The 20,679-nt window shown below is 70.3% G+C and carries 15 protein-coding genes and 1 riboswitch; of the genes, 8 read left to right on the top strand and 7 right to left on the bottom strand.

Features of this window, described 5'->3' with window-relative positions; genetic code table 11:
• Positions 1-24: 24 nt before the first annotated feature.
• The gene (gene ccsB, locus AOQ37_RS03980) at positions 25-1,131 is read right to left on the bottom strand and encodes a c-type cytochrome biogenesis protein CcsB (protein ID WP_062641100.1); all 1,107 of its coding nucleotides are present in this window, start codon (positions 1,129-1,131) and stop codon (positions 25-27) included.
• Complete coding sequence (resB, locus tag AOQ37_RS03975; protein ID WP_062641097.1) at positions 1,128-2,672, bottom strand: cytochrome c biogenesis protein ResB; 1,545 nt, start codon at positions 2,670-2,672, stop codon at positions 1,128-1,130. Before resB ends, ccsB begins: the two co-directional genes overlap by 4 nt.
• A 413-nt stretch (positions 2,673-3,085) precedes the next feature.
• On the opposite strand from resB, the gene AOQ37_RS03970 reads away from it, so the two are divergent.
• Positions 3,086-4,513: a hypothetical protein gene (locus AOQ37_RS03970; protein WP_062641095.1), complete on the top strand. Its 1,428-nt coding sequence runs from the start codon at positions 3,086-3,088 to the stop codon at positions 4,511-4,513.
• A gap of 260 nt (positions 4,514-4,773) precedes the next feature.
• Here the strand turns inward: AOQ37_RS03970 and AOQ37_RS03965 are convergent, their stop codons facing one another.
• The gene (locus AOQ37_RS03965) at positions 4,774-5,475 is read right to left on the bottom strand and encodes a SanA/YdcF family protein (protein ID WP_062641093.1); all 702 of its coding nucleotides are present in this window, start codon (positions 5,473-5,475) and stop codon (positions 4,774-4,776) included.
• A 1,081-nt stretch (positions 5,476-6,556) separates the two neighbouring features.
• Between AOQ37_RS03965 and AOQ37_RS03960 the strand changes: the two genes are divergently transcribed.
• The 4 genes from AOQ37_RS03960 to AOQ37_RS38315 all read left to right on the top strand — a co-directional run bounded on the left by AOQ37_RS03960 (position 6,557) and on the right by AOQ37_RS38315 (position 10,495).
• Positions 6,557-7,258 (top strand): M23 family metallopeptidase, encoded by a 702-nt coding sequence (locus AOQ37_RS03960; protein ID WP_062641091.1) that lies wholly within the window; start codon positions 6,557-6,559, stop codon positions 7,256-7,258.
• A gap of 513 nt (positions 7,259-7,771) precedes the next feature.
• Positions 7,772-8,749: a hypothetical protein gene (locus AOQ37_RS03955; RefSeq protein ID WP_159401296.1), complete on the top strand. Its 978-nt coding sequence runs from the start codon at positions 7,772-7,774 to the stop codon at positions 8,747-8,749.
• 209 nt (positions 8,750-8,958) lie between these two features.
• Positions 8,959-9,840, top strand: coding sequence for a DUF5134 domain-containing protein (locus AOQ37_RS03950; protein WP_078889971.1), 882 nt, complete (start codon positions 8,959-8,961; stop codon positions 9,838-9,840).
• 244 nt (positions 9,841-10,084) lie between these two features.
• Entirely contained in the window at positions 10,085-10,495 is a 411-nt protein-coding gene (locus tag AOQ37_RS38315; protein ID WP_234436786.1) for a cupredoxin domain-containing protein, read from the top strand.
• Positions 10,496-10,693: 198 nt separating this feature from the next.
• Here the strand turns inward: AOQ37_RS38315 and AOQ37_RS03940 are convergent, their stop codons facing one another.
• Both AOQ37_RS03940 and AOQ37_RS03935 read right to left on the bottom strand, forming a co-directional pair.
• On the bottom strand, positions 10,694-11,458 hold the full coding sequence (locus tag AOQ37_RS03940) for a CbtA family protein (RefSeq protein WP_062641086.1): 765 nt from the start codon (positions 11,456-11,458) through the stop codon (positions 10,694-10,696).
• A gap of 10 nt (positions 11,459-11,468) precedes the next feature.
• Positions 11,469-11,705 carry a CbtB-domain containing protein gene (locus tag AOQ37_RS03935; protein WP_062641084.1) on the bottom strand — a complete coding sequence of 79 codons (237 nt, stop codon included), beginning with the start codon at positions 11,703-11,705 and terminating at the stop codon, positions 11,469-11,471.
• A gap of 31 nt (positions 11,706-11,736) precedes the next feature.
• Positions 11,737-11,891, bottom strand: a riboswitch (cobalamin riboswitch).
• A gap of 148 nt (positions 11,892-12,039) precedes the next feature.
• Between AOQ37_RS03935 and AOQ37_RS03930 the strand changes: the two genes are divergently transcribed.
• Both AOQ37_RS03930 and AOQ37_RS03925 read left to right on the top strand, forming a co-directional pair.
• Complete coding sequence (locus AOQ37_RS03930) at positions 12,040-12,327, top strand: heavy-metal-associated domain-containing protein (protein ID WP_062641082.1); 288 nt, start codon at positions 12,040-12,042, stop codon at positions 12,325-12,327.
• A gap of 108 nt (positions 12,328-12,435) precedes the next feature.
• A complete protein-coding gene (locus AOQ37_RS03925) occupies positions 12,436-14,718 on the top strand; it encodes a heavy metal translocating P-type ATPase (protein ID WP_062641080.1) in 2,283 nt (760 codons plus the stop codon).
• Between the two features lie 215 nt (positions 14,719-14,933).
• Here AOQ37_RS03925 and AOQ37_RS03920 read toward each other — a convergent pair whose 3' ends face one another.
• Positions 14,934-15,251 carry a metal-sensitive transcriptional regulator gene (locus AOQ37_RS03920; RefSeq protein WP_062641078.1) on the bottom strand — a complete coding sequence of 106 codons (318 nt, stop codon included), beginning with the start codon at positions 15,249-15,251 and terminating at the stop codon, positions 14,934-14,936.
• 296 nt (positions 15,252-15,547) lie between these two features.
• On the opposite strand from AOQ37_RS03920, the gene AOQ37_RS03915 reads away from it, so the two are divergent.
• Positions 15,548-17,407: a PA domain-containing protein gene (locus AOQ37_RS03915; RefSeq protein ID WP_062641076.1), complete on the top strand. Its 1,860-nt coding sequence runs from the start codon at positions 15,548-15,550 to the stop codon at positions 17,405-17,407.
• Between the two features lie 453 nt (positions 17,408-17,860).
• Here the strand turns inward: AOQ37_RS03915 and AOQ37_RS03910 are convergent, their stop codons facing one another.
• Positions 17,861-20,248 (bottom strand): hypothetical protein, encoded by a 2,388-nt coding sequence (locus tag AOQ37_RS03910; RefSeq protein ID WP_062641075.1) that lies wholly within the window; start codon positions 20,246-20,248, stop codon positions 17,861-17,863.
• Positions 20,249-20,679: the final 431 nt, after the last annotated feature.

The raw sequence follows: 20,679 nt of genomic DNA, 5'->3' as shown, positions 1-20,679 counted from the left end.
CGGCCTCACCACCCGATGAGCTCTTTATCGGGTCGGCAGCCCTCCATACGAGTGCAGACCGGTGATGAGGATGTTGACGCCGTAGTAGTTGAAGACGAAGGTGGCGAACGCCACAAGCCCGAGCACCGCCGCGCGCCGGCCCTTCCACCCGGCAGTGGCACGGGCGTGGAGGTACGCGGCGTATGCGACCCAGGTGATGAAGGCCCAGGTCTCCTTGGGGTCCCAGCCCCAGTAGCGCCCCCACGCGGCCTCCGCCCACACCGCGCCCGCGATGACCGCGAAGGTCCACAGCGGGAACACCAGGCCCGTCAGCCGGTACGCCAGCTTGTCCAGCGTCCGCGCGGACGGCAGCCGTCGCCAGAGCTCCGCCGTTCGCCCGTCGCCCCGGCCTGCCGCGACCTCGCGCTCCCATCGGTCGCGGAACAGGTACAGGACGCTGACCACGGCCGCCGTGTGGAACACGCCGCCGGAGATGATCGCGGCGGAGACGTGGATCCACAGCCAGTACGAGTGCAGCGCGGGCACGAGCTGCGCGGAGTCGACGTACAGCACCGACACCGCGAGGCCGAGGGTCAGCAGGACCGAGAAGAGGACCGGGACTCCCAGCCAGCGCACGGGCTTGCGGGCCGCGAGCAGACCGACGTACGCGACCGACGCCATCAGGGCGAAGGCGGTGGAGAACTCGTACATGTTGCCCCACGGCGGGCGGCTCACCGCGAGACCGCGGGCGAGGACCGAGCCGAAGTGGAGCAGGAGCGCCAGCACGGTCAGCGAGACGGCGATCCGTCCGACCAGGTCGGCCCTGGGGCTGTCACCGGCCGCGCCGGGGCCGTCGCCCGCCGGGGTTCGGTGTTCTTCCGGAGACGTGGCCGCGGGCGATGCCAGCACTTGCGTGCTGCTTCCTGTTGCACCGTCCACGGCCACGCTCCTCGTCCGGCCGCGTGAGGGCGCGACCGGAGTCTGTTGTGCCGACGAGGCGGCAGCGGATACGCGAACGACTTTGGTGCTGCCACCGAACGCCCACTCGGCGCAGGCGGCGACGAAGGCGAGCAGATAAACGGCGATGGCCGAATACATCAGCCAGTTGGCGAGCTGGGCCAGGTCCTGGTCCGCGAGAGAGGTACCGCTCACTTCTGCTCCTGGTGCACGGGTTCTGGGGTGTTCACGTCCGGCGTGGCGTTCCGCAGGGCGGGAAACCGCTCACGCAACTCGTCGGCGAGTTCGGTCACTTCCTCGGCCGTCCGCTCGGTACCGCCGGGATCCAGCCCGGCGACCACGATCCGTACGCCGCCGCCCAGCATGGGCTCGACGCGCACCCACACCCGTCGGCGGCGGACGAACAGCGACGCGCACAGGCCGAGGCCCATGGCCACAGAGCTCCACAGGGCCGTGCTGTTGCTGGGGTTGCGGGCGATCTGGAAGCTCGCCCACTGCTTGATGCCGTCGAAGGTGAGCGAGCCGGCTCCGCCGGGGAGTTTCATCTGGTCGCCGGGGCGCAGCGCCCGGGCGAACGGCGATCCGTCGGTCTCCCGGAACTGCGTCATACGGCTGGAGTCGAGCTGGTAGACGTTCTGCGGCTGCCCACTGTCCAGGCCCAGGTCGCCGCGGTACGCGGTCAGGACCATGACCGGGTCGTCGGGGGCGGGGAAGGAGGAGAACCAGCCGTTCTTGGTCAGCTGGACGGTGGGCAGGAAGAACCCGGAGAAACCCAGGCCATCCCGCTTGCCGTTGCGGTCACGGGCGTCCGGCGCCTTGACCACACCCACCGAGCGCAGGTTGCCGTCCTGCGGCAGGAACGCGGCAGACCCCTGCCACGCGACCTCACCCTTGCCGTCACGAACGGTCACCACGGGGGCGTAACCGTGGCCGACCAGGAACACCTTCGAACCACCCACCTCCAGCGGCTTGTTGACCTCCACGCGGGCGGCGCGCTCCTGCCCGCCGTCACCCTCGGTGTAGCTGAGCTTCGCGACGAAGGAGCTGGCGGTGCCGCGCTGCGGACCACTGCGTTGATACGCGGCCGAGAACCCCTTGAGGCGGAAGCCGAACGGCTGGAGGCTGTCGGCCGAGGCCAACGTGCCGGGGGTGAAGTCGTCGTACTGCGTCACGGTGTTGGTGAAGCTCTCCCCTTCGAGGACGAGCTTCTGGCCGGCCGCCCCGAAGAGGCTGCCGACCGCGAGCGCGATGAGGAGTCCGAACAGCGCCGTGTGGAACACCAGGTTTCCGGCCTCGCGCAGGTACCCCTTCTCCCCCGCGACCGATCCGTTCCCTTCAAAGTCGACGGCGACCCGAAAACGTCGACGTCGCAGCAGGTCCCCTGCGGTGAGCAGCGCCTCACCCCGGTCGGCGGACGCCGTCCAGACAGCGTGCTGTGGCAGGCGGTCCAGGCGGCTGGGGGCCGTCGGCGGACGGGACCGCAGGGTTCGTACGTACTGCCAAGTCCTCGGCACGATGCAGCCGGCCAGCGAGATGAAGAGCAGCAGGTAGACGGCGGCGAACCAGCGCGACGCGTAGACGTCGAAGAAGCCAAGCTTGTCGAGGAGCGGGGCGAGATCCGGGTAGCGCTTGCGGAAGTCCGCGGCCTGCACCGGCTGCCGCCCTTCCTGGGGTACGAGGGAACCGGGCACGGCGGCGAGCGCGAGCAGGAGCAGCAGGACGAGGGCCGTACGCATCGTGGTCAGCGAACGCCAGCCCCAGCGCAGCCAGCCGGCCGGCCCGAGCCCCTGGGGCTCGCTGGTCTGCGGCGCGGATTCACTCGTAGGGGCATCGCCTTGCGTGGGAGGATCGGCGAGACTACGAAAATTATTAGTAGCCACGGGCCGAGTCTGACACATGCCATATCCGGTACGGGAGGCACCCCGAGAGTCGAGGGAACAGAACGTTCCGCCGATCATCTACGAAAGCCCTTAGATCACCAGAGGGAAGAGGAGACCTCGCGCGGCATCGCCTGACGGCACAGCAGGCAGCACCCCCGGGGCGACCCCGGATGCCACGAATACGACCCTTCCACAGCAGCTTCCATCATACCCATAGGGGGTATATGTTTCGCCGTATAGAGCGTCGTCAACCACGGAGGCGGGCGGGGATGAACCGGCTCATCGCAGCGGCAACGGGCGGGCTGCTGGCACTCTTCAGCATGTACTGGGACGACTCCCTACACACCGACGTGGGCCGGGACACCTTCTGGAGCGCACCGCACGTACTGCTCTATGGCTCCCTCATGGTGACGCTCGCTGCCACTGCGTGGTGGGGGATCGGAAGGGTCCGCGGCCGGGGCCTTCGCACGGCCCTGGCGGATCCGCTCCTGCGGTGGGCGGTCGTGTCCGCCGGAGCCATCGGGATCTCGGCTCCGGCGGACGAGGCCTGGCACACGGCGTTCGGCCGGGACGCGGTGCTGTGGAGTCCGCCCCACCTGCTGGCCATCATCGCCACGTTCGCCCTGGCCGTCACCCTGCTCCGGGCGATCGCCGCCGAGGGCGGCGGCCGGCCCCTGGTGCTCGGCGGCGGACTGGTCCTGGCGGCCTCGCTGGCGCCGGTCATGGAGTACGAGTCCGACGTGCCGCAGTACTCGGCCGTCTGGTTCCTGCCGGCCGCCGCCACCGGGCTCACCCTGGCGGTCGTGCTGATCCGGCGGTTCGACTCGCATCCGTGGGCCGTCACGCGCGCGGCCCTGGTCGCCACCGCCGTGCGGCTGGCCGTGATTCCGGTACTCGCCGGTCTCGGGCACTCCACGCCGATCGTGCCGCCCGTGCTCGTCGTCGCCCTCGCGGCCGACGTGTTCCGCAGGTGGCGGACATCCCTGTGGTGGCTCGCGCCCGTCGTTCCCCTCGCCGTACACGCGGCGTACGTGCCGCTGCTCCCCCTCCTACCGCACGGCTCGACCGTCGCGGCCGACCAGATCGTCCCGTCCCTGCTCCTCTCGCTGGGCGGCTCGGTACTGGTCGTGCTCGCCGCGGAGGGGCTGCCACGCAACCGGCTGACTGTGATTCGGACAGCCGGGCTCACGGTCGCCGCGCTGACCCTGGCACTGCCCCTGCTGTCCGCCGGGCGCGCGGTCGCCCACGACCCCGGTCAGGGGACCGAGGCGGGCGAGGCCCACTGGCGGACGACCGCTCGGGGCTCCCGGATCGACGTCACCGTGGCTCCCGAGCCGAACAACGCATCCGGCCGCGCCATCCTTGTCGCACGTCGCGCCGGGCAGGAGCTGTCCGCCCCCCTCACCTCGTCCGGCGACGGCGTGTACCGCGGGTACGTCACTGTGCCGGAGTCCGGCCGCTGGTTCGTCTACGCCGCCTTCCGCGACGCCGGGGCCTCGACGACGGAGACCTGGATCCCGGTCGAGGCCGGCTCCTCGCAGCTCCTGCACGAGAACCGACCGCTCTACGTGCCTCCCGCCCCGCAGAAGGAGGGTGCGGGCCGGGCGGCTGCCACCGTCGCGCTGTACGGGCTGTCGGGGGTGATCCTGGTCGCCGTCGCCCGCTCTGGCCGCCGTACCCCGCTGCTGGAGGGGTGAGCGTGCCACCGTGTCCCGACGACGGGACTGCCATGGCCCGGAACCCGGACTGCGGTGTGACGCTCCGGCACGACGGCGGTGCGGGCGGCCCGGGAGTGCGTCGACCGCGCCTGCGGAGACGGGGCTCGGCGACGGCACGTCCTTCGAATGGCGCGTGTTCCACGCCCTGTTCGCGGCGCCGGAGGATCGAACGGGCCGACCAACATGGCTTCGTGGAGAAGCGCTCGCCGCGATTCAACGGGTCGTCAGCCAACGTCTGATCACCGGGCGGCCAGCGCCCGCGCCACCCCTGGTTCCTTCGGCCCGAGGAACTGGGGGTCCGGCTCGAACGCCGCGTCCAGGGCGGCCTTGTTCGCGGCGAACACTTCGCGGGTGGCGCTGTAGTACCAGACCGCGTCTTGGTGGTCGGCCGCACTGACGCCGTACGAGTCAACGCCCGCCTCCTGGCACAGTGCGACCGCCCGACGGATGTGGAAGCCCTGGCTGACGAGGATCGCGCGGTCGACGCCGAAGATCTTCTTGACCCGCACGCAGGAGTCCCAGGTGTCGAAGCCGGCGTAGTCGCTGACGATGCTGGCGTCGGGCACACCACGATGGGTGAGGTAGTGGCGCATGGCGTGCGGCTCGTCATAGTGCACGGTGCTGTTGTCGCCCGTGACCAGAACCACCTCGACACGACCCTCGCGGTACAACTCCGCCGCCGCGTCGAGGCGGTTGGCGAGGAAAATCGACGGCTCACCGTTCCCGAACAGGCCCGCGCCGAAGACCACGGCCACCCCGGTGCGCGGGGCGTCGACTGTCGTCCGCAGCCGGCCGTCCGCCGCCGTGAACACCCACGTCGCGGGAAGCAGCGCCAGCACGCACAGGAGCATCACCGCCTGCACGGCCCGCCGCTGCCCTGCGCGGGTGCGCGGCAGACACAGCTTGAGGATGGCGCTCGGGTGCGGGCGCGGCAGGCGCATGACAGTGATTCCCCCAATGCGTGGCCCACCGTGTTCAGCGGTGGCGGCTTGTGTGGCTCGGCTGCTTCTGTCGTCCCGGACAGCAACCAGCTCTCTGACAAACGAAGGACGCGGCACATGGTCCCCACTCACCCTCGCGGCGTGACCAACTTCACTCAGTGGCACCGGGCTTCGACGAAGGCGTCGTGGATCTCGGGCGGGGCTGGTTCTCGAGGTCCCGCAGGAAGCTCGGCCTCTCCACGTGCCGCCTGCCCTGCGGAAAGACAGCGCGGGTCGGGGCGGCCCCACGGTCGCACAGTGCGGGCTGTCGGCGAGGATCGTCACGGCCGTCACACGCTCGGGTCGCCTAAGACGCTACGTAGTGGTTTAGTATCCGCTCGGGATCTAAGGGCGTTCTGATGTTCGTACGGGCTCCCCCCGGTGCAGTCGCCGATCTCCCTCGGCTGTCCAGGTGAAAGAGAAGGTGCTGGTGGACGACCGTCATGCGTCGGGGATCCCGACCTCGGCAGTCCCCGTTGCCGCCTCCCCGTACGAGTCATGGCCGGAGAGCGCCTGGCGGGAAGCCCGGTACGAGCCCTACGGCCATCCTGTCCACAGCCTTGGTCAGCCCCACACCGGACATGACGATCCCGACCCGCTGTTCGGTGCGATACCGGGCGTGTACGGCATCAGCGCACCTGGTGGCGAAGCCTTCAGCCACCAGACGTGGCACCACTACGAGAGCGGCGGTCACGGCACGGCTCTGACGTGGGAGGCCCCCGGATACCGAACGGACCCGAGCGGCCAGTGGTACGGAGCCCAGTGGGTGGAGACCACTGGTCCAGCCGTTCCCCCGCAGGACCTTCCCCCGGCCTCGGACAGCTTTGACGCCCTCGGTCCGTGCGGCACTGCCGAGCTCATCGATCTCCACGGCTCTCCCGGCGAGGAACCGCCAGACCAAGCGCCGCCACACGGTGAGACCCCCGTACGCCATACCGCACCCAAAGCCCCGTCCCCCACCGCTTCCCCGGACCGGACGGCGACGCGCCGCGCAGGCAGCCGCCGTCGCCGGGCCCCGCGCCGAGGATCCGCGTTCCTGACAGTGATCGCTCCCTCGGTCGCGTTCGTGGGCATGGCCGGGATCGCTGCCGCCTCCATCGGCCTCGGCGGCAGCAGCGGCAAGGCCGCTCAGGCCGCCCCGGATCCTGCCGTCGAACCCTCCACCGCCAACGACGAGTTCGACACCCAGCTCCGCACGCTCAGCCGAGAAGCCGGCGACTTCGCCGAGCGCGCGAGCCGTACTCAGGAACGCATCGACCTCGACCAACAGCGGCGTGAGGAACAAGAACGCAGGAGGGAGGAGGCGGAACGCAAGAAGGCGGAGGCCGCGCGCAGGGAGGCACTGCGCCCCAAGTTCGTACTCCCTGTCGCGCAGAAGGGAGTCGGCGAGCTGTTCGGGGCGGCCGGGGCCATGTGGTCGAGTCGGCACACCGGCCTCGACTTCCCTGTGCCCATGAACACGCCGGTGAAGGCGGTGACCGACGGCACGGTCGTCGCCGAGTGGAATCCGTACTACGGGAACCTCGTCAAGGTGACCGCCCCCGACGGCACCCAGACCTGGTACGCCCACCTCGCCAGTGCCAGGATCCGGTCCGGCTTCGTCCAGGCGGGGACCGTCATCGGCTATGCGGGCAGCACCGGCAACTCGTCGGGGCCTCATCTCCACCTTGAAGTACACCCCGGCGGCGGCGATGCGATCGATCCGCTGGCGTGGCTGCGCAGCCACGGCCTCGACCCGACGTAGCACCGCCCTCGACGGCCGAGGGAAGCGCCGACCGGCGGCAGGTGCCCGCCCGGAAGTGCGCAGCCGGGAGCCTGAGCCACGGAATCCCGCCCAGGGAGCCGAGCACCACGGGGAGAGGCGAGCCATTGCTGTCCGGGCAGCAGTCCGTGCGCGACGCCCCGGTCGTCTCCGCGCGTCGGTCGACTCCCACTTTCGGCTGAGCCCCAGCCGGTCGTGTTTGCGGAGGTCGGCGTCGGCCGTGCGGCTGGACAGTGCTCCGACGAAGACACCCTCTCCCCCACTCCGAGTGGCCACGCGCCTCCGTCCAGGCTGGAACCGATGAGCAGCGGGCGGTGTACACAAGACATGAAGGCGCTTCGTGAAGCGCGCCCAACAGACGTCTCGTGCGGGCGCGTTGGCTGCGCGACACGTCGTGACCATGGGCAGGGCTTGCCGGTCCGCCCATGATGGGCTCAGGACGCTGGTGCCATCCCGTGCTGTACGTCTGTCCATCCAGGGAGGAGGCTGCGGCGCATGAGCGAGATTCTCAGCGGTGGCCCGGAGCGGCCACCGTGGAGACCGCCGCGTTGGTTGATCGTGGCAGCAGTGGCCGTCGTGACGATCGCGGCGCTTGTGGTGAGCCTCATCCTCGTGGCTGGGGAAGAAACCTCGCCGTCGGCAGCACCTCAGAGGTCACCGTCGCCACCATCGTCGACCGGCAGCCCCTTCCCGGACGGTTCGGACGCTGCCGGCCCGCGGGACGAGACGCCCGGCCTGGTGATCACGGGAGTCGCCTTGGGCGAGGGTTCACTGAACCGGCACGACCGGACGGCTAATACCGGTCCGTGGACGGTGACGGTGCGGCGTCCGGACGGCTCGCTGGGCCTCAATGGTGCGGTGGTGACGTTCCCTGTGCCGAAGCCTCAGGCCGGCCGCCCGGTCCGGATCGGTAGCGCAGCGGGTTGGGCCCGTGACGGTGAGATCGTTTGGCCCGTCGCGGATTCGTACGCACGGGTCCGCAGTGACCTGCCGAAGTCGCAGCTCGTGGCGATCGCCACCGCGACCACGGTCGCATCCGGGCGTCCCCAGGTCAGGCCGCCTTCCGGACTCTCGGTGGTGTCCACGGGCGCAGCACGCCCGCACTACCTGCGCGAGGCCCGTTACGGATCGGGCGAAGTCGGTGAGGCCAGCGAGCTGTCCGGCGGCCTGACCTTCACCGGCGTTGCCCACTGCGGCGGCTTCGAGGACCTGCTGTACGCCTCGGACACCCAGCCCTCCGGCACCGTGCGGGGCAAGCCCGCGGTCATCACGTCCGAGCTTGGCGGCAACGGTGTACTGGCCTGGGAACCGACGCCCGGCGTGATCGCCTACGTCGGCTACAGCGGTGCGCCCCTCGACCGAGGCGCCATCGCTGCCCTGCACCGGCTCGCCGAGCGGACCCGCCTGCTGAGTGCGCAGGAGTGGCAGGCCACCGCTCCTTCGACGGTCGACCAGGTCAACGACTTCGGTTGAGCCGTCCGGCCGCAGGCGGTTCCGGCACTCCTGTAAGCGTCGACCAGACCGCGGTATGCAATCCCACCGACCACCTGAACACCCTCCGGCTCCGAAACGTACTAAGGGCACTAGCAGTTAATGCCCAGGTAGCGCCCCTCGCGGTGCTCCGTACGACGAGGCGGCGTCGGCAGCGCAGGCCCGCCAGCTCGGACGAACGGGAAGGTGAAATGGGAATCCTCGCGCTCAGTTGGGCCATCGCGTTGGTCTCCGCCCTAGTGGCCGCCGTCAGTGCGGTCCGGGTGGTGACCACCAGCGGTGAGACCCGGTTCGCGGCGGGCGGCGACCTGCTGATGGGCCTGTGCATGGCCGCCATGGCACTCCCGGTGACGGTCGGCTGGTACGCGGGCTACGGCATGTGGTGGTCAGTGGCGTTCGGCGTCCTCGGGCTCGGGGCGGTGGTGATGGCGGTCAAGCAGACGCGTGAGTGCGGGTGGAAGCACGGCCGCCACTGGGTGCACCTCATCGTCGGCAGTTTCGGCATGGTGATCATGACGCTCGCCATGACGAGTACACCGTCCGGACCGGTGCTCGCCCTCGGCAGCGGGCACTCCATGGCGGGCATGCCGGGGATGGAGAACACGGCGAGCACGACGGGTACACATCAGATGGCCGGCATGGAATCCATGGAGGGCATGGGCTCCATGCACGGCGGGATGGACATGCCGGGCATGGCGAATGCCGCGGCCGACGCGGGTTCCTCAGGAGGGTCCGGTTCTGTGTGGCGGTGGGTGATCGCGGTGCTCGCCGTGTACTTCCTGCTTTCGATCGGCGCCTCTGTATGGGCGAGGGTCCGTGGCACCGGCAAGCGCGGCCGGGGCAGCGGCTCGCAGGGGGTGAGCCGCTGGCTGCTCGCCATGCCCGACACGGTGCTCGTCTTCCTGGCCTCGCTGACGCTCTCGGTGTGGGACAAGAGCAAGATGGCGCAGCAGCCGGGCGGGGCGGGGCGCGGCAGGCGCCGCAAGCTCGGAGCCGCGCCGGACGCGGCGCTGGCCGCCCATATCTGCATGGGTGGGACCATGTCGGCGATGTTGCTGATGATGGCCGCGTGAGTTCCGGCATCCCGGCCAGCGCGGGGACGGCATCACTCACCGCGGCGAGAGAGCGCAGAGCAGGGTAGGGGTGTCGCCATCAGCACGGGGCGGACTCGACATGCCCCAATCCGCGAAGCGTCTTCGTATTCGGCGCCCGGGACGGAGAGAATGGACGCAAGCGCTCCACGCGCCCGGGCGGGCTCGGGCTTCATGATCCCCAGCGCAAGCCGCCCGCGGGCGCCCACCCGAAGGGTCCGGTCCGATGTCACCTTCACCCCGCCGCAGGCGTGCCGTCCCGCTGGCCCTCGGAGCAGCCGCCGTGCTGCTCGCGACCGCCTGTTCCGACGGGACCGACGAACCCGCCTCGACCTCTCCCAGCCCCGCCACCTCCTCGTCGAGTCCCTCGTCCCCCACCGCAGGCACGAAGACCATCACGATGGAGGACTTCGCGTTCAGCCCAGCGAATCCGGAAGTGCGGGCGGGCGAGAAGATCACGGTGGTCAACAAGGACTCCGCCGCCCACACCGTCACGGCCACGGAGGGCGACGCCTTCGACACAGGAACCATCTCCGGCGGGAAGTCCGGGACGTTCACCGCCCCGGCCAAGGTAGGCGAGTACGACTTTGTCTGCACCTTCCACCCGAACATGACAGGCACTCTGATCGTCCGCTGAGACGTCCCGCCCACGGTCGAAGCCCATACCGCACACGGGCACCGACCGACCGCTGCTCGCACCTCTCGGCCGAGCCCCGGGCAACAGCGGCCGGACGGCACGACGCGTGCCGTCCGGCCAGGAGGTCATGTTTCGTAGGGATGCAGCGCGGTCGCCCAGAGACCGATCTCTGTCAACTTCCCTGCGTGGCGGCATCCTTCAGACGACGGACGGCCCCAGCTCCGAACGCTCCACACCCCTACGACTCGGCGCTGTCCCGGCGCGGGCCACCCGGAGGCCGAGCAGCCCGAAGCCCACCGCCAGCCCGCCCCAGAGCAGCCCCATGGACGCGGCCGAGAGCACCCGGAAGTCCCACACGAGCGTGGCGGGGGCGGTCACCGCGTCGGGGTTGTCCGGCAGCGCGAACAGCGACGCCAGCGCGGCCAGCATGATGGCCGTCACGGCCAGCTGACGCTGCGGTGCGGAACGACCGCGCTCCGCCAGCCACCCCTGGAGACGCCAGGCCAGGGCGACGGCGATCACGCCGATCCCTATGGCCGCGAGCCATGCGTTGACGCGGGTGTCGATCGTTCCCGGATCGCCCACGCCTGGCGGGTTGGCGGGATAGCGGAGGAAGGGCAGCAGCCAGACCCCAGTGAAGCCGGCGCCCGCCAGCATCAACGACCGCCGCCAGGGCTCAGCGTCCGGATCCCGGCGGTGCAGGATCGCGTACACGACGGCGAAGAGGATCCCAATCGCCGCTCCGGTGAGGACGGCGGCCACCAGCAGACCCGCGTGCTGAGTGGAACGGGAGAAGACCTCCGCCGCGGCCGAACCGCCGCTCGCCTCCTCGCGGGCCGCCTCCAGCCGTACGGCCTTGTCCAACAGCGGCTCGGCCAGCAGCCACGAGAATCCTCCGCTGACCACGCCGGCGGCTCCGCCTGCGAGGGCACCGCGCCCGAGCAGGGACAGAAGTGACGTCACGAACGCTCCCTCAGTGGCAAGGGCCGGCGAGGAGGTGCCGACCGTCGTGGGCGAACTCGTGGACGTAGTTGGCGGATGTCGCGACCTTGCCCAGCACCGGCGACAGCAGCGCGCCCTGGTCGAGGAAGACCGCGTCCAGCGCGACCAGGGCGACGATCACCGCCGCGGTAGCGATCAGCCCGTCTCGCAGCGGATGGACGACCAGGCCAGCGGCCGGTCGTACCTGTGGAGCCGCCGAAGCACTCATGGAACCTCCTCGCGGGGTGCACACGCCCCGCCGTTCAGGAGGACGACGGGTCAGTGTCTGACTCCCGGGGCAGCCCCGGTCACAGTGGCGGGACCGTCCCGGACTCTCACCGGGTTCCTGCTCACCGTCGCCTCGATGTGAAGTTGTCGTCGCAGGTCGCGACGCGCCTACTAAGTAAATTAGCTATCCGGGCCCGTTTCAAACAGATCGCGTGAGCGGCATCACAGGTACCGGAATACCCCTAGGGGGTATAGTGTTGTTATCGGCCGGGAGGGTCAGGGAAGCGGCGTCTCTCCCGGAAATGACCCACGCATCCAGACCCGAGGAAGAAGCCATGACCACCGAGACGAACACCAGCTCCTGCTGTGGCTCCTGCGGCTCCGGCACCAAGGTCGACGTCCAGGGCGTCGGCGTCACCGCCGTCTACAAGGTGTCCGGCATGACCTGCGGCCACTGCGAAGGCGCGATCTCGAAGGAGATCTCCGCGCTGGACGGCGTCACCGCGGTCCAGGCCGTCGCCAAGACCGGCGAGGTCACCGTCACCTCCGCCGCGCCGCTCGACGAGGCGGCCATCCGCGCCGCCGTCGACGAGGCGGGCTACGAGCTCGTCGGCCGCGCCTGACACCGGGGGCCCACGGGCCTCGGACACGCGAATTCCTCCCCGCGCCGGGACGTATCGCTCCGCTGATACGGACGCTGTACGTCCCGGCCTCCCCCTGGAGATACGCACATGACCAGCACGGCTCCCGAGAAGGCAGTCCCCGACACGGCACCCACGCCCCCCTCCGCGGTCGAGCTCTCGATCGGCGGCATGACGTGCGCGTCGTGCGCGGCCCGTATCGAGAAGAAGCTCAACCGCATGGACGGCGTCACAGCGACCGTCAACTACGCCACCGAGAAGGCGAAGGTCTCCTACACGGACGGCATCGACGTCGCCGACCTCATCGCTACGGTCGAGAAGACCGGCTACACCGCCGAGGAGCCGCCTCCGCCCGCGTCCGCCACCGCCGACGGGGGTGATGGTGAGGCCGCTCCGGCGGCGGACGGCGAGCTCCTGTCACTGCGGCAGCGTCTGTACGTGTCGCTGGTGCTCACCGTGCCCGTGGTCCTGATGGCGATGGTGCCGGCCCTGCAGTTCGACAACTGGCAGTGGCTCTCGCTGACGCTGGCCGCGCCGGTCGTCGTGTGGGGCGCGTTCCCCTTCCACAAGGCCGCGTGGACCAATGCCCGGCATGGCGCCGCGACCATGGACACCCTGGTGTCCATCGGTACGCTCGCCGCGCTCGGCTGGTCGGTATGGGCGCTGTTCTGGGGTCACGCCGGGATGCCGGGTATGCGGCACGGCTTCGAGTTCACCATCTCCCGTGGGGACGGCTCCTCCTCCATCTACCTGGAGGCCGCGGCCGGGGTGACCACGTTCATCCTCGCCGGGCGCTATCTGGAGGCGAAGTCCAAGCGCAAGGCGGGCGCGGCGCTGCGGGCGCTTCTGGAGCTGGGCGCGAAGGACGTCGCGGTGCTGCGGGGCGGCAAGGAAGTACGCATCGCTGTCGCGCAGTTGGCCGTCGGTGACCGCTTCGTCGTACGACCCGGAGAGAAGGTCGCCACCGACGGGACCGTCGTCGAGGGCTCCTCGGCGGTGGACGCCTCCATGCTGACCGGCGAGTCCGTCCCTGTGGACGTGACAGTGGGCGATTCCGTCACCGGAGCGACCGTGAACGCGGGCGGCCGCCTGGTCGTCGAGGCGACCCGGGTCGGCGCCGACACACAACTCGCCCGGATGGCGAAGCTCGTCGAGGACGCCCAGAACGGCAAGGCCGAGGTGCAGCGCCTCGCCGACCGGATCTCTTCTGTCTTCGTCCCCGTGGTCATCCTCCTTGCCCTCGGCACCCTGCTGACCTGGCTGTTCGTCACCGGTGACGCCACCGCCGCCTTCACCGCCGCCGTCGCGGTGCTGATCATCGCGTGCCCCTGTGCCCTCGGCCTGGCCACCCCGACCGCCCTGATGGTCGGCACCGGCCGCGGAGCCCAGCTCGGCATCCTCATCAAGGGCCCCGAGGTCCTCGAGTCCACCCGCCGCGTCGACACCGTCGTCCTGGACAAGACCGGCACCGTGACCACAGGCCGCATGCAGCTCCAGGACGTGTTCCCCGCACCGGGCACGGACAAGGACGAACTGCTGCGGCTGGCCGGCGCCTTGGAACACGCCTCCGAGCACCCGATCGCCCAGGCCATCGCGGCTGGGGCCGCTGACCGAGTCGGAAACCTGCCGGTGCCGGAGAACTTCGAGAACGTGGCGGGCCTCGGCGTCCAGGGCGTCGTCGACGGTCACGCGGTGCTCGTCGGCCGCGAGAAGCTCCTCAAGGAGTGGGTCATCGACCTGCCCCAGGAGCTGGCCGACGCCAAGGCCGCCGCAGAGGCAGAGGGGCGTACGGCGGTCGCCGTGGCGTGGGACGGCGAGGCGCGCGGTGTCCTCACCGTCGCCGACGCCGTCAAGGAGACCAGCGCCGCAGCCGTGGCCGAACTGCGCGCGCTCGGCCTAAAGCCCGTCCTGCTGACCGGTGACAACCAGCTCGTCGCCGAGTCGGTCGCCCGTTCCGTGGGCATCGACGAGGTGATCGCCGAGGTCCTGCCCGAGGACAAGGTGGACGTGGTCAAGCGACTGCAGAGCGAGGGCCGTTCGGTCGCGATGGTCGGCGACGGCGTCAACGACGCGGCCGCCCTCGCCACCGCCGACCTGGGCCTGGCCATGGGCACCGGCACGGACGCGGCGATAGAGGCGGGCGACCTGACCCTCGTACGGGGCGACCTCCGGGTGGCCGCGGACGCGATCCGCCTGTCCCGCAGGACCCTCGCCACCATCAAGGGCAATCTCTTCTGGGCCTTCGGCTACAACGTCGCCGCGCTGCCGCTCGCCGCCGCCGGCATGCTCAACCCGATGATCGCGGGGGCCGCAATGGCCTTCTCGTCGGTGTTCGTGGTGACCAACAGCCTGCGGCTGCGGTCCTTCAAGTGACCGCAAGGCATTGCCCCTTCGGCTGAGGCGCCCGGTCCGATGAGGCCGGGCGCCTCGATGTCGAGCCCGTCGCTCGGGCTCGACGGCTCAGCCCCGAGCGTGCCGGAAGCCCCCCTCGGGCCGCCCCATGCACTTCCAGCGCGCTCCCCTGCCCATCGGCAACATCGCGCAGATGTCAACGGGTGCACCTTGGGGGTCGAGCAACTGGGCCGGGATCAGGTACGCAGCAGCCGGGCGACGGCCCGCGTAGCCTCCGCCACCTTGTCTTGTGCCTCGTCTCCCCCGGCGGTAATAGCGTCCTGGACGCAGTGCCCGAGGTGATCTTCCAGCAGTTGCATCGCCACCGCCTGGAGCGCCTTGGTGGTGGCCGCGACCTGGGTGAGGACGTCGACGCAGTACTGGTCCTCCTCAACCAGGCGCTGCAGGCCACGGACCTGGCCCTCGATGCGGCGGAGCCGCTTGAGGACGGCGTCCTTGCTTTCGTGATAGCCCGGCGATGCCTGCTCGGCCTCGGCCTGTTCCTGCTGGTCCATGCGCCCCAACAGTATTCCCCGGCGGCTTCGGGCAGGGAGCGAACGTGAACTGTGTCTCGGCGTACGTCGCGCCGACCCGCTGGAGACATTGCCAGCCCGCTGGAGACCTGCCGCCCATCACCCGTTCGACGACTCCCATGCGTACCACGCTCAGCCCAAGTCCCGCAAAATACGATCAGGTTAAAGCCCTTTACGGTTGATCACCGTACTAAGTACCTTCGCGGTGCCGGTCAGTTGGTGACCGGCATCACCTCGTTATGGGCCGGTCACCCCGGCCGCACGAGTGGAGGTCAAGCATGCGCAAGGCCCACAGACAGACCGGCGTGGGCGTGTTCGCGGCGATGCTCTTCGCCACGACCGCTCTCGCCGGTTCCGCACAGGCACACGACGGCGTCTCGGCATCCGACGGCGCCATCGACAACGCGGCGGCCACACACGGCCACGACCAGCACGGCGGCAGCGACGGACATCTGCCGGCCACGCAGAAGAACGTCCGGCTGGTCAGCAAGCTCAAGCTGAGCAATGTCGTCGAAGGCAAGATCGCCGACGTCGGCGTCTACAAGGGCTACGCCTACCTGGCCTCCTGGGGTGGCGTCGGCTGCGACAACACCGGCGTGTACGTCGTCGACATCCGAAAGCCCAGCAAGCCCAAGGAAGTCGGCTTTATCCCGGCCCCGGCGGGCAGCGCCCCCGGCGAGGGCATCCAGACGGTGCACCTCTCCACACCGTCCTTCAACGGTGACGTGCTCGTCAGCAACAACGAGATCTGCGGCGACACCGGCTCCGGCGGCATGAACATCTACGACGTCACCGACCCCACCAAGCCGAAGGCACTCGCTGAGGGCGTCGGCGACTTCACGCTGGACGGCGAGACGACGGAGACCGCCCGCCAGATCCACAGCGTGTTCGCGTGGGACGCGGGCCGGAAGGCGTACGCGGCGATCGTCGACAACGAAGAGGGCACGGACGTCGACATCATGGACCTCACGGATCCGACGAAGCCGAAGCTCATCGCCGAGTACGACCTCGACGAGGCGTTCCCGCAGATCGTCCAGGCGGCTCCGGACAACCTCACCGAGATGTTCCTGCACGACATGGTCGTCAAGAACATCCGCGGCCGCCAGGTCCTGCTCGCTTCCTACTGGGACGCGGGCTACGTCGCGCTCGACGCGACCGACCCGAAGAACCTCAAGTACATCGGCGACACGGACTTCACCGACCCGGACCCCGAAGGCACCGGGAGCGGGCGCGACGTGGCACCGGAAGGCAACGGCCACCAGGCCGAGTTCACCCTCGGCAACCGGTATGTGATCGGCGCCGACGAGGACTTCGGCCCGTACGCGCTCTCGGCCCGCAACCTGGACGACAACACCGCCGTCACCGCCGGCCAGGGCATCCCGCTGGAAGCGGGCAAGGCCATCACCGGCGACACGGTATACGCCGGCCTGGGCTGCAACGACAGCCCCGCCGTCCCCGCGGGCGACCCGGCCGCCGTGGACATCGCCGTCGTGGAGCGCGGCGTCTGCACGTTCACCGAGAAGGCCGCCAACGTCGAGGCGGCGGGCGGCTACGACGCCGTGCTCGTCTTCAACCGCACCGGCTCAGACGCCTGCGACGCACAGAGCGGCATGACCGTCGAGGGCACCCTGCCGACCTTCGGCGTCGCACCGCGCGGCCAGGGCTTCGCCGCCTTCGACCAGCCCTACAGCAACGAGGACTGTCTCGCCGGCACCGGTCCCGCCACCCTGCCGGTGGACATCGGTACCAAGGGCGACCGGCTCACCTTCTCCTCCTACTTCGACGGCTGGGGCTACGCGCACCTCTACCGCAACAAGGGCGGGAAAATGACCGAACTGGACACCTACGCCATTCCGGAGAGCCAGGACCCCGCGTACGCCTCCGGCTCCGGTGACCTGTCGATCCACGAGGTGGCGACCTCCGGCGTCCGGCCCGACCTGGCGTACTTCGCCTACTACGCGGGCGGGTTCCGGGTCACGAAGATCAAAAACGACAAGCTGGTGGAGGTCGGCCGCTTCATCGACGAGGGCGGCAACAACTTCTGGGGCGTCCAGACCTTCAACTCATTCGGGAAGGAGTACGTGGCAGCGTCCGACCGGGACTTCGGGCTCTACATTTTCGAGTACACCGGTCACTGAGCTGATCTGAACGCGGGTCCCACACGGCATCAGCGCCAAGGCCGGGGTTCCGGCCGTTACCGTGAGGCACTCACCCAGGCACGGTGAAGCGCCCCCAACAGAGCTGTATGGCACCTGTTGGGGGCGCTACCCGTCCAGCTACGCCGGCTCACTATGTGCGTCTCGGTCGGCGACGCCTCAGCGGAGTTGTGTCCGCCGCGTGCTCCCCGTTCCGGGACAGGCGCGCAGGAACGGCCCCGTGGTCATCGTCGGTGTGGTGCACGGGGTGCCATGGAGCGCGGTCGATCTTCCAGGTCATGGCGTCCTCCCGATGCACGCGAGGCGGTATGCGACCCAGAGTCCCCGTCCGTCCTCGCAGTCGTTCTACGCCTTGTGGACGTTTCACCCGCGGTAGCCTTCGGGCTTCCTGGTCGAGGGGCGCAGGGTCCCTCGCCCTTTACAGGGCCCTCACCGTCACCGGGCAACCTCGCCCCTCATGGGGTCTTCCTCATCGTCACGGAACCCCTGCGACCCCGGCAGAGCGATCCAGGGCGGCGTCAACTCCTCCACATACTCCCGGAAGTCCCGCTCCTCCTCCGGATCCGAAAGATCGAAGAGCGGGCTGAGCGGCCAGACCGGGTGCCCGTCGACCCACGGCACGACCGTCTCGGGCTCCCCTGGCACGGAGCGCAGTTCGGCTGTGCCCTCCCGGGGCAGCCAGTCGACCAGGCGTGAGCGGGCCGTGCCCGGTACGGCTTCCAGCAGGGCGAAAGGGCGATTCTCGCCGTTCGTGAAGAACACCAACTGCGGCGGCGCCGCAGCAGGGTCCTCGGGATCGGGCAGCAGCACATAGTCGGCCGTCCTGGTCTCGGCGCCGCGGGCGGCCGCCAGCACACGGCGCATGACCCGCGAGCCGGACACACCGCCCCACGCCACGCGGATCAGCGCTGCCGCCGCGACCCCACCACTGATCCACAGTCCGCGGTCGAGGCCCGGATCGCCAGGGAGGCGGGCGGCGGACGGGGACTCCACGGCGTACTCGACGGTGAGCCGATCGCCTTCGTTCGGGGCGGGTTCGTCCCCGTAGGCGAGGTCCGTGGTGACCTTGCGGCCGTCCGCCGTATGGAAGGTGATCTCGGCGTCACCGGGCACCAGCCACGGGGTGAGCGGGACGTCGTCGTAGCGGAGGGCGACAGTGGCCCGCGCGGGCGCCGTCTCGGAACCCCACAGCCGTAGCGCCGTCGCCCACCACCAGCCCGAGAGCCCCGCCGTGACCGCGAGGACGAGCAGACCGCCCCAGGAGACCCAGGACGCCAGCACCAGCCGCCGCAGACGCGGCGAGCGCCACCACCCCGTGGTACGGATGTCCGGCTCGCGCCGTCCCGGGCGGGTGGTCGCCGACCCGCTCAGGCGTGAGGCGAGCAGGCGTGAGACGGCGGCGAGATGGGCACGGTCCAGTACGTCCGCCGGGCGGGCGTCGGCACCAGCGGGCACAGGGACCGGCCAACCCGAGGACACCGGCGCGTCCCGGACGGCGTCCCAGTTCGTCCTCGGCTCCGACATGGCCGGGACACCGGAGTGCCCGCCCGCCTCGCGGACCCGGAACACGATGCCCGCCGCCGCGAGGCCCAGGAAGACCGCCGTGCCGCCGCCGAGCACCCACGGAGTGATCCCACGGTCGAAGGCTTCGCCGCGCAGCGGCCAGGCGGGTGCGGTGATCTCCAGGGACTGGCCCGCCTCGACCGCACGGTCGTCGCAGTCGACCTCGGCGCTCTGCCGGGTCCCGTCCCGGGGATCCTGCCAGCGGACCTTGCAGACGTACTCCTCGGTGCCGGTGACCGTGGCCCGTACGGTCGTGCCGAAGCCGTACGCGGAGAGCAGCACACCCGCGCCGGCCAGGGCGAGCGCCCCGGCCGCGGCGCTCCACCACGGGACCATGTCGGCGGCCCTCAGAAGGGCAGACGGCTGCCTGCCCGCCGGGCCGTCGCGAAGAAACCGGCGCAGCGCCCGCAGCCGGACGACGTCACCGAGCGACGCGGCCGCGGCGCCGACGACTCCGCCCGTGCCGGTCACCACCAGGCCGAGCATCAGCATGAACGGTGAGTCTTCGAGGTCGGCGGCCTCGCCGCGCACGGGCCACGGCCGGGCGGATATCCGCAACGGATCACCAGCCCGTTCATCGCCGTAGCAGTCGACGCCCGCCGTGCGCGTGCCGCCGCTCCAGGGGTCCTGCCAGCGCACCGAGCAGACGCCGTCGCGCTTGGCGGTGACCTCCGCGGTGACGGGCTTGCCGAGGACGAAGGTGTGCAGACCGAAGAGACCGAGCAGCATCGCCCCCATCAGCGCCAGCGCGGCCGGACGGGGCACTCTCAGTGCCCGCCGCGCGGAGAGGCGGAACACCTCGTGCGGCGGTCTGGTGGCCGATCCGGCAGCCGGACCCGCCGCCCCGGCGAGCGCGCCCGCCAGGAACGGTACAGCCGATTCCGGAACGCGCAGGCGCAGTACGCCGGCCCCGTCCGACGGCTCGTAGACCATGGTCACCTGCCGCGCGACGAGCGGCCCTTCGTGAGGGAATCCCCGCAGGGGGACCGTGCCCAGCACCCGCCCGCCACGGGCCACCGGGAGCGGACTGCGCACCCCGTCGACGAAGTGGAGCGGACCATTCCCGTCCGGCACCCACAGGTCACCCTTGACCGGCCGAGCCGGCCAGGACTCCCCGTCGCCCGCGAGCCTGGCCCGTATACCCAGCGCTCCCGCGCGGCCCGGGCCACGCCACAGCGGCCGGTCCCGCCAGTTCGCCAAGGCGTTCGCCAGCACGACGACCAGGCCAGAGCAGACCATGAACACCAGATAGCCGACCACCGCGACCTGCCCCTCGCTCCACCGACAGGATCAAGCCAGTCGGCGATCCACTGTGGCCGAATATACGAGCGGCAATACCGGGTGTGGCAGGGCCCCCGGGTGCGGAGGAGACCCCGGCCGAGTTGCTTCCGCGGTGCGAACCAGCCCTAGGAGCCGACCCTCTGCGCAGCCGCACTTCGGCGGTGGCGGCGGCCCCGGTCCCCCCCGACGCGCAGCAGCCAACCGCTCTCCGGGCACGCGTCGACCGGCAACACACCCGCGTGCGGGATACCGCTCGTCCTGGTTGCGCAGCTTCCACATGGCGACGGCGTCGACACAGGTCGCCAGGCCTGTCATCAGAGGCGGGTACGCGACGCACGAACGGCCTCGGCCGCACCAGGGGCCCCGGCTGAATCGCTCCGAAGGAGCCACCTAAGCTACTTAGCAGCTTC

Origin of the sequence: Streptomyces maremycinicus (assembly GCF_001184025.1) — a bacterium.
Taxonomy (GTDB): Bacteria; Actinomycetota; Actinomycetes; order Streptomycetales; family Streptomycetaceae; genus Streptomyces; species Streptomyces maremycinicus.
Note: the sequence above shows the minus strand (reverse complement) of the source record. Positions and strands in the feature narration are given on the sequence as shown.

What these genes read in the sequence shown, in the direction of transcription:
- AOQ37_RS03915 (WP_062641076.1), top strand. Translation starts at nt 15,548, where the DNA reads ATGCGCAAGGCCCACAGACAGACCGGCGTGGGCGTGTTCGCGGCGATG.
- AOQ37_RS03920 (WP_062641078.1), bottom strand. Translation starts at nt 15,251, where the DNA reads ATGGACCAGCAGGAACAGGCCGAGGCCGAGCAGGCATCGCCGGGCTAT.
- AOQ37_RS03930 (WP_062641082.1), top strand. Translation starts at nt 12,040, where the DNA reads ATGACCACCGAGACGAACACCAGCTCCTGCTGTGGCTCCTGCGGCTCC.
- AOQ37_RS03925 (WP_062641080.1), top strand. Translation starts at nt 12,436, where the DNA reads ATGACCAGCACGGCTCCCGAGAAGGCAGTCCCCGACACGGCACCCACG.
- resB (WP_062641097.1), bottom strand. Translation starts at nt 2,672, where the DNA reads ATGCGTACGGCCCTCGTCCTGCTGCTCCTGCTCGCGCTCGCCGCCGTG.
- AOQ37_RS03935 (WP_062641084.1), bottom strand. Translation starts at nt 11,705, where the DNA reads ATGAGTGCTTCGGCGGCTCCACAGGTACGACCGGCCGCTGGCCTGGTC.
- AOQ37_RS03955 (WP_159401296.1), top strand. Translation starts at nt 7,772, where the DNA reads ATGAGCGAGATTCTCAGCGGTGGCCCGGAGCGGCCACCGTGGAGACCG.
- AOQ37_RS38315 (WP_234436786.1), top strand. Translation starts at nt 10,085, where the DNA reads ATGTCACCTTCACCCCGCCGCAGGCGTGCCGTCCCGCTGGCCCTCGGA.
- AOQ37_RS03970 (WP_062641095.1), top strand. Translation starts at nt 3,086, where the DNA reads ATGAACCGGCTCATCGCAGCGGCAACGGGCGGGCTGCTGGCACTCTTC.
- AOQ37_RS03965 (WP_062641093.1), bottom strand. Translation starts at nt 5,475, where the DNA reads ATGCGCCTGCCGCGCCCGCACCCGAGCGCCATCCTCAAGCTGTGTCTG.
- AOQ37_RS03950 (WP_078889971.1), top strand. Translation starts at nt 8,959, where the DNA reads ATGGGAATCCTCGCGCTCAGTTGGGCCATCGCGTTGGTCTCCGCCCTA.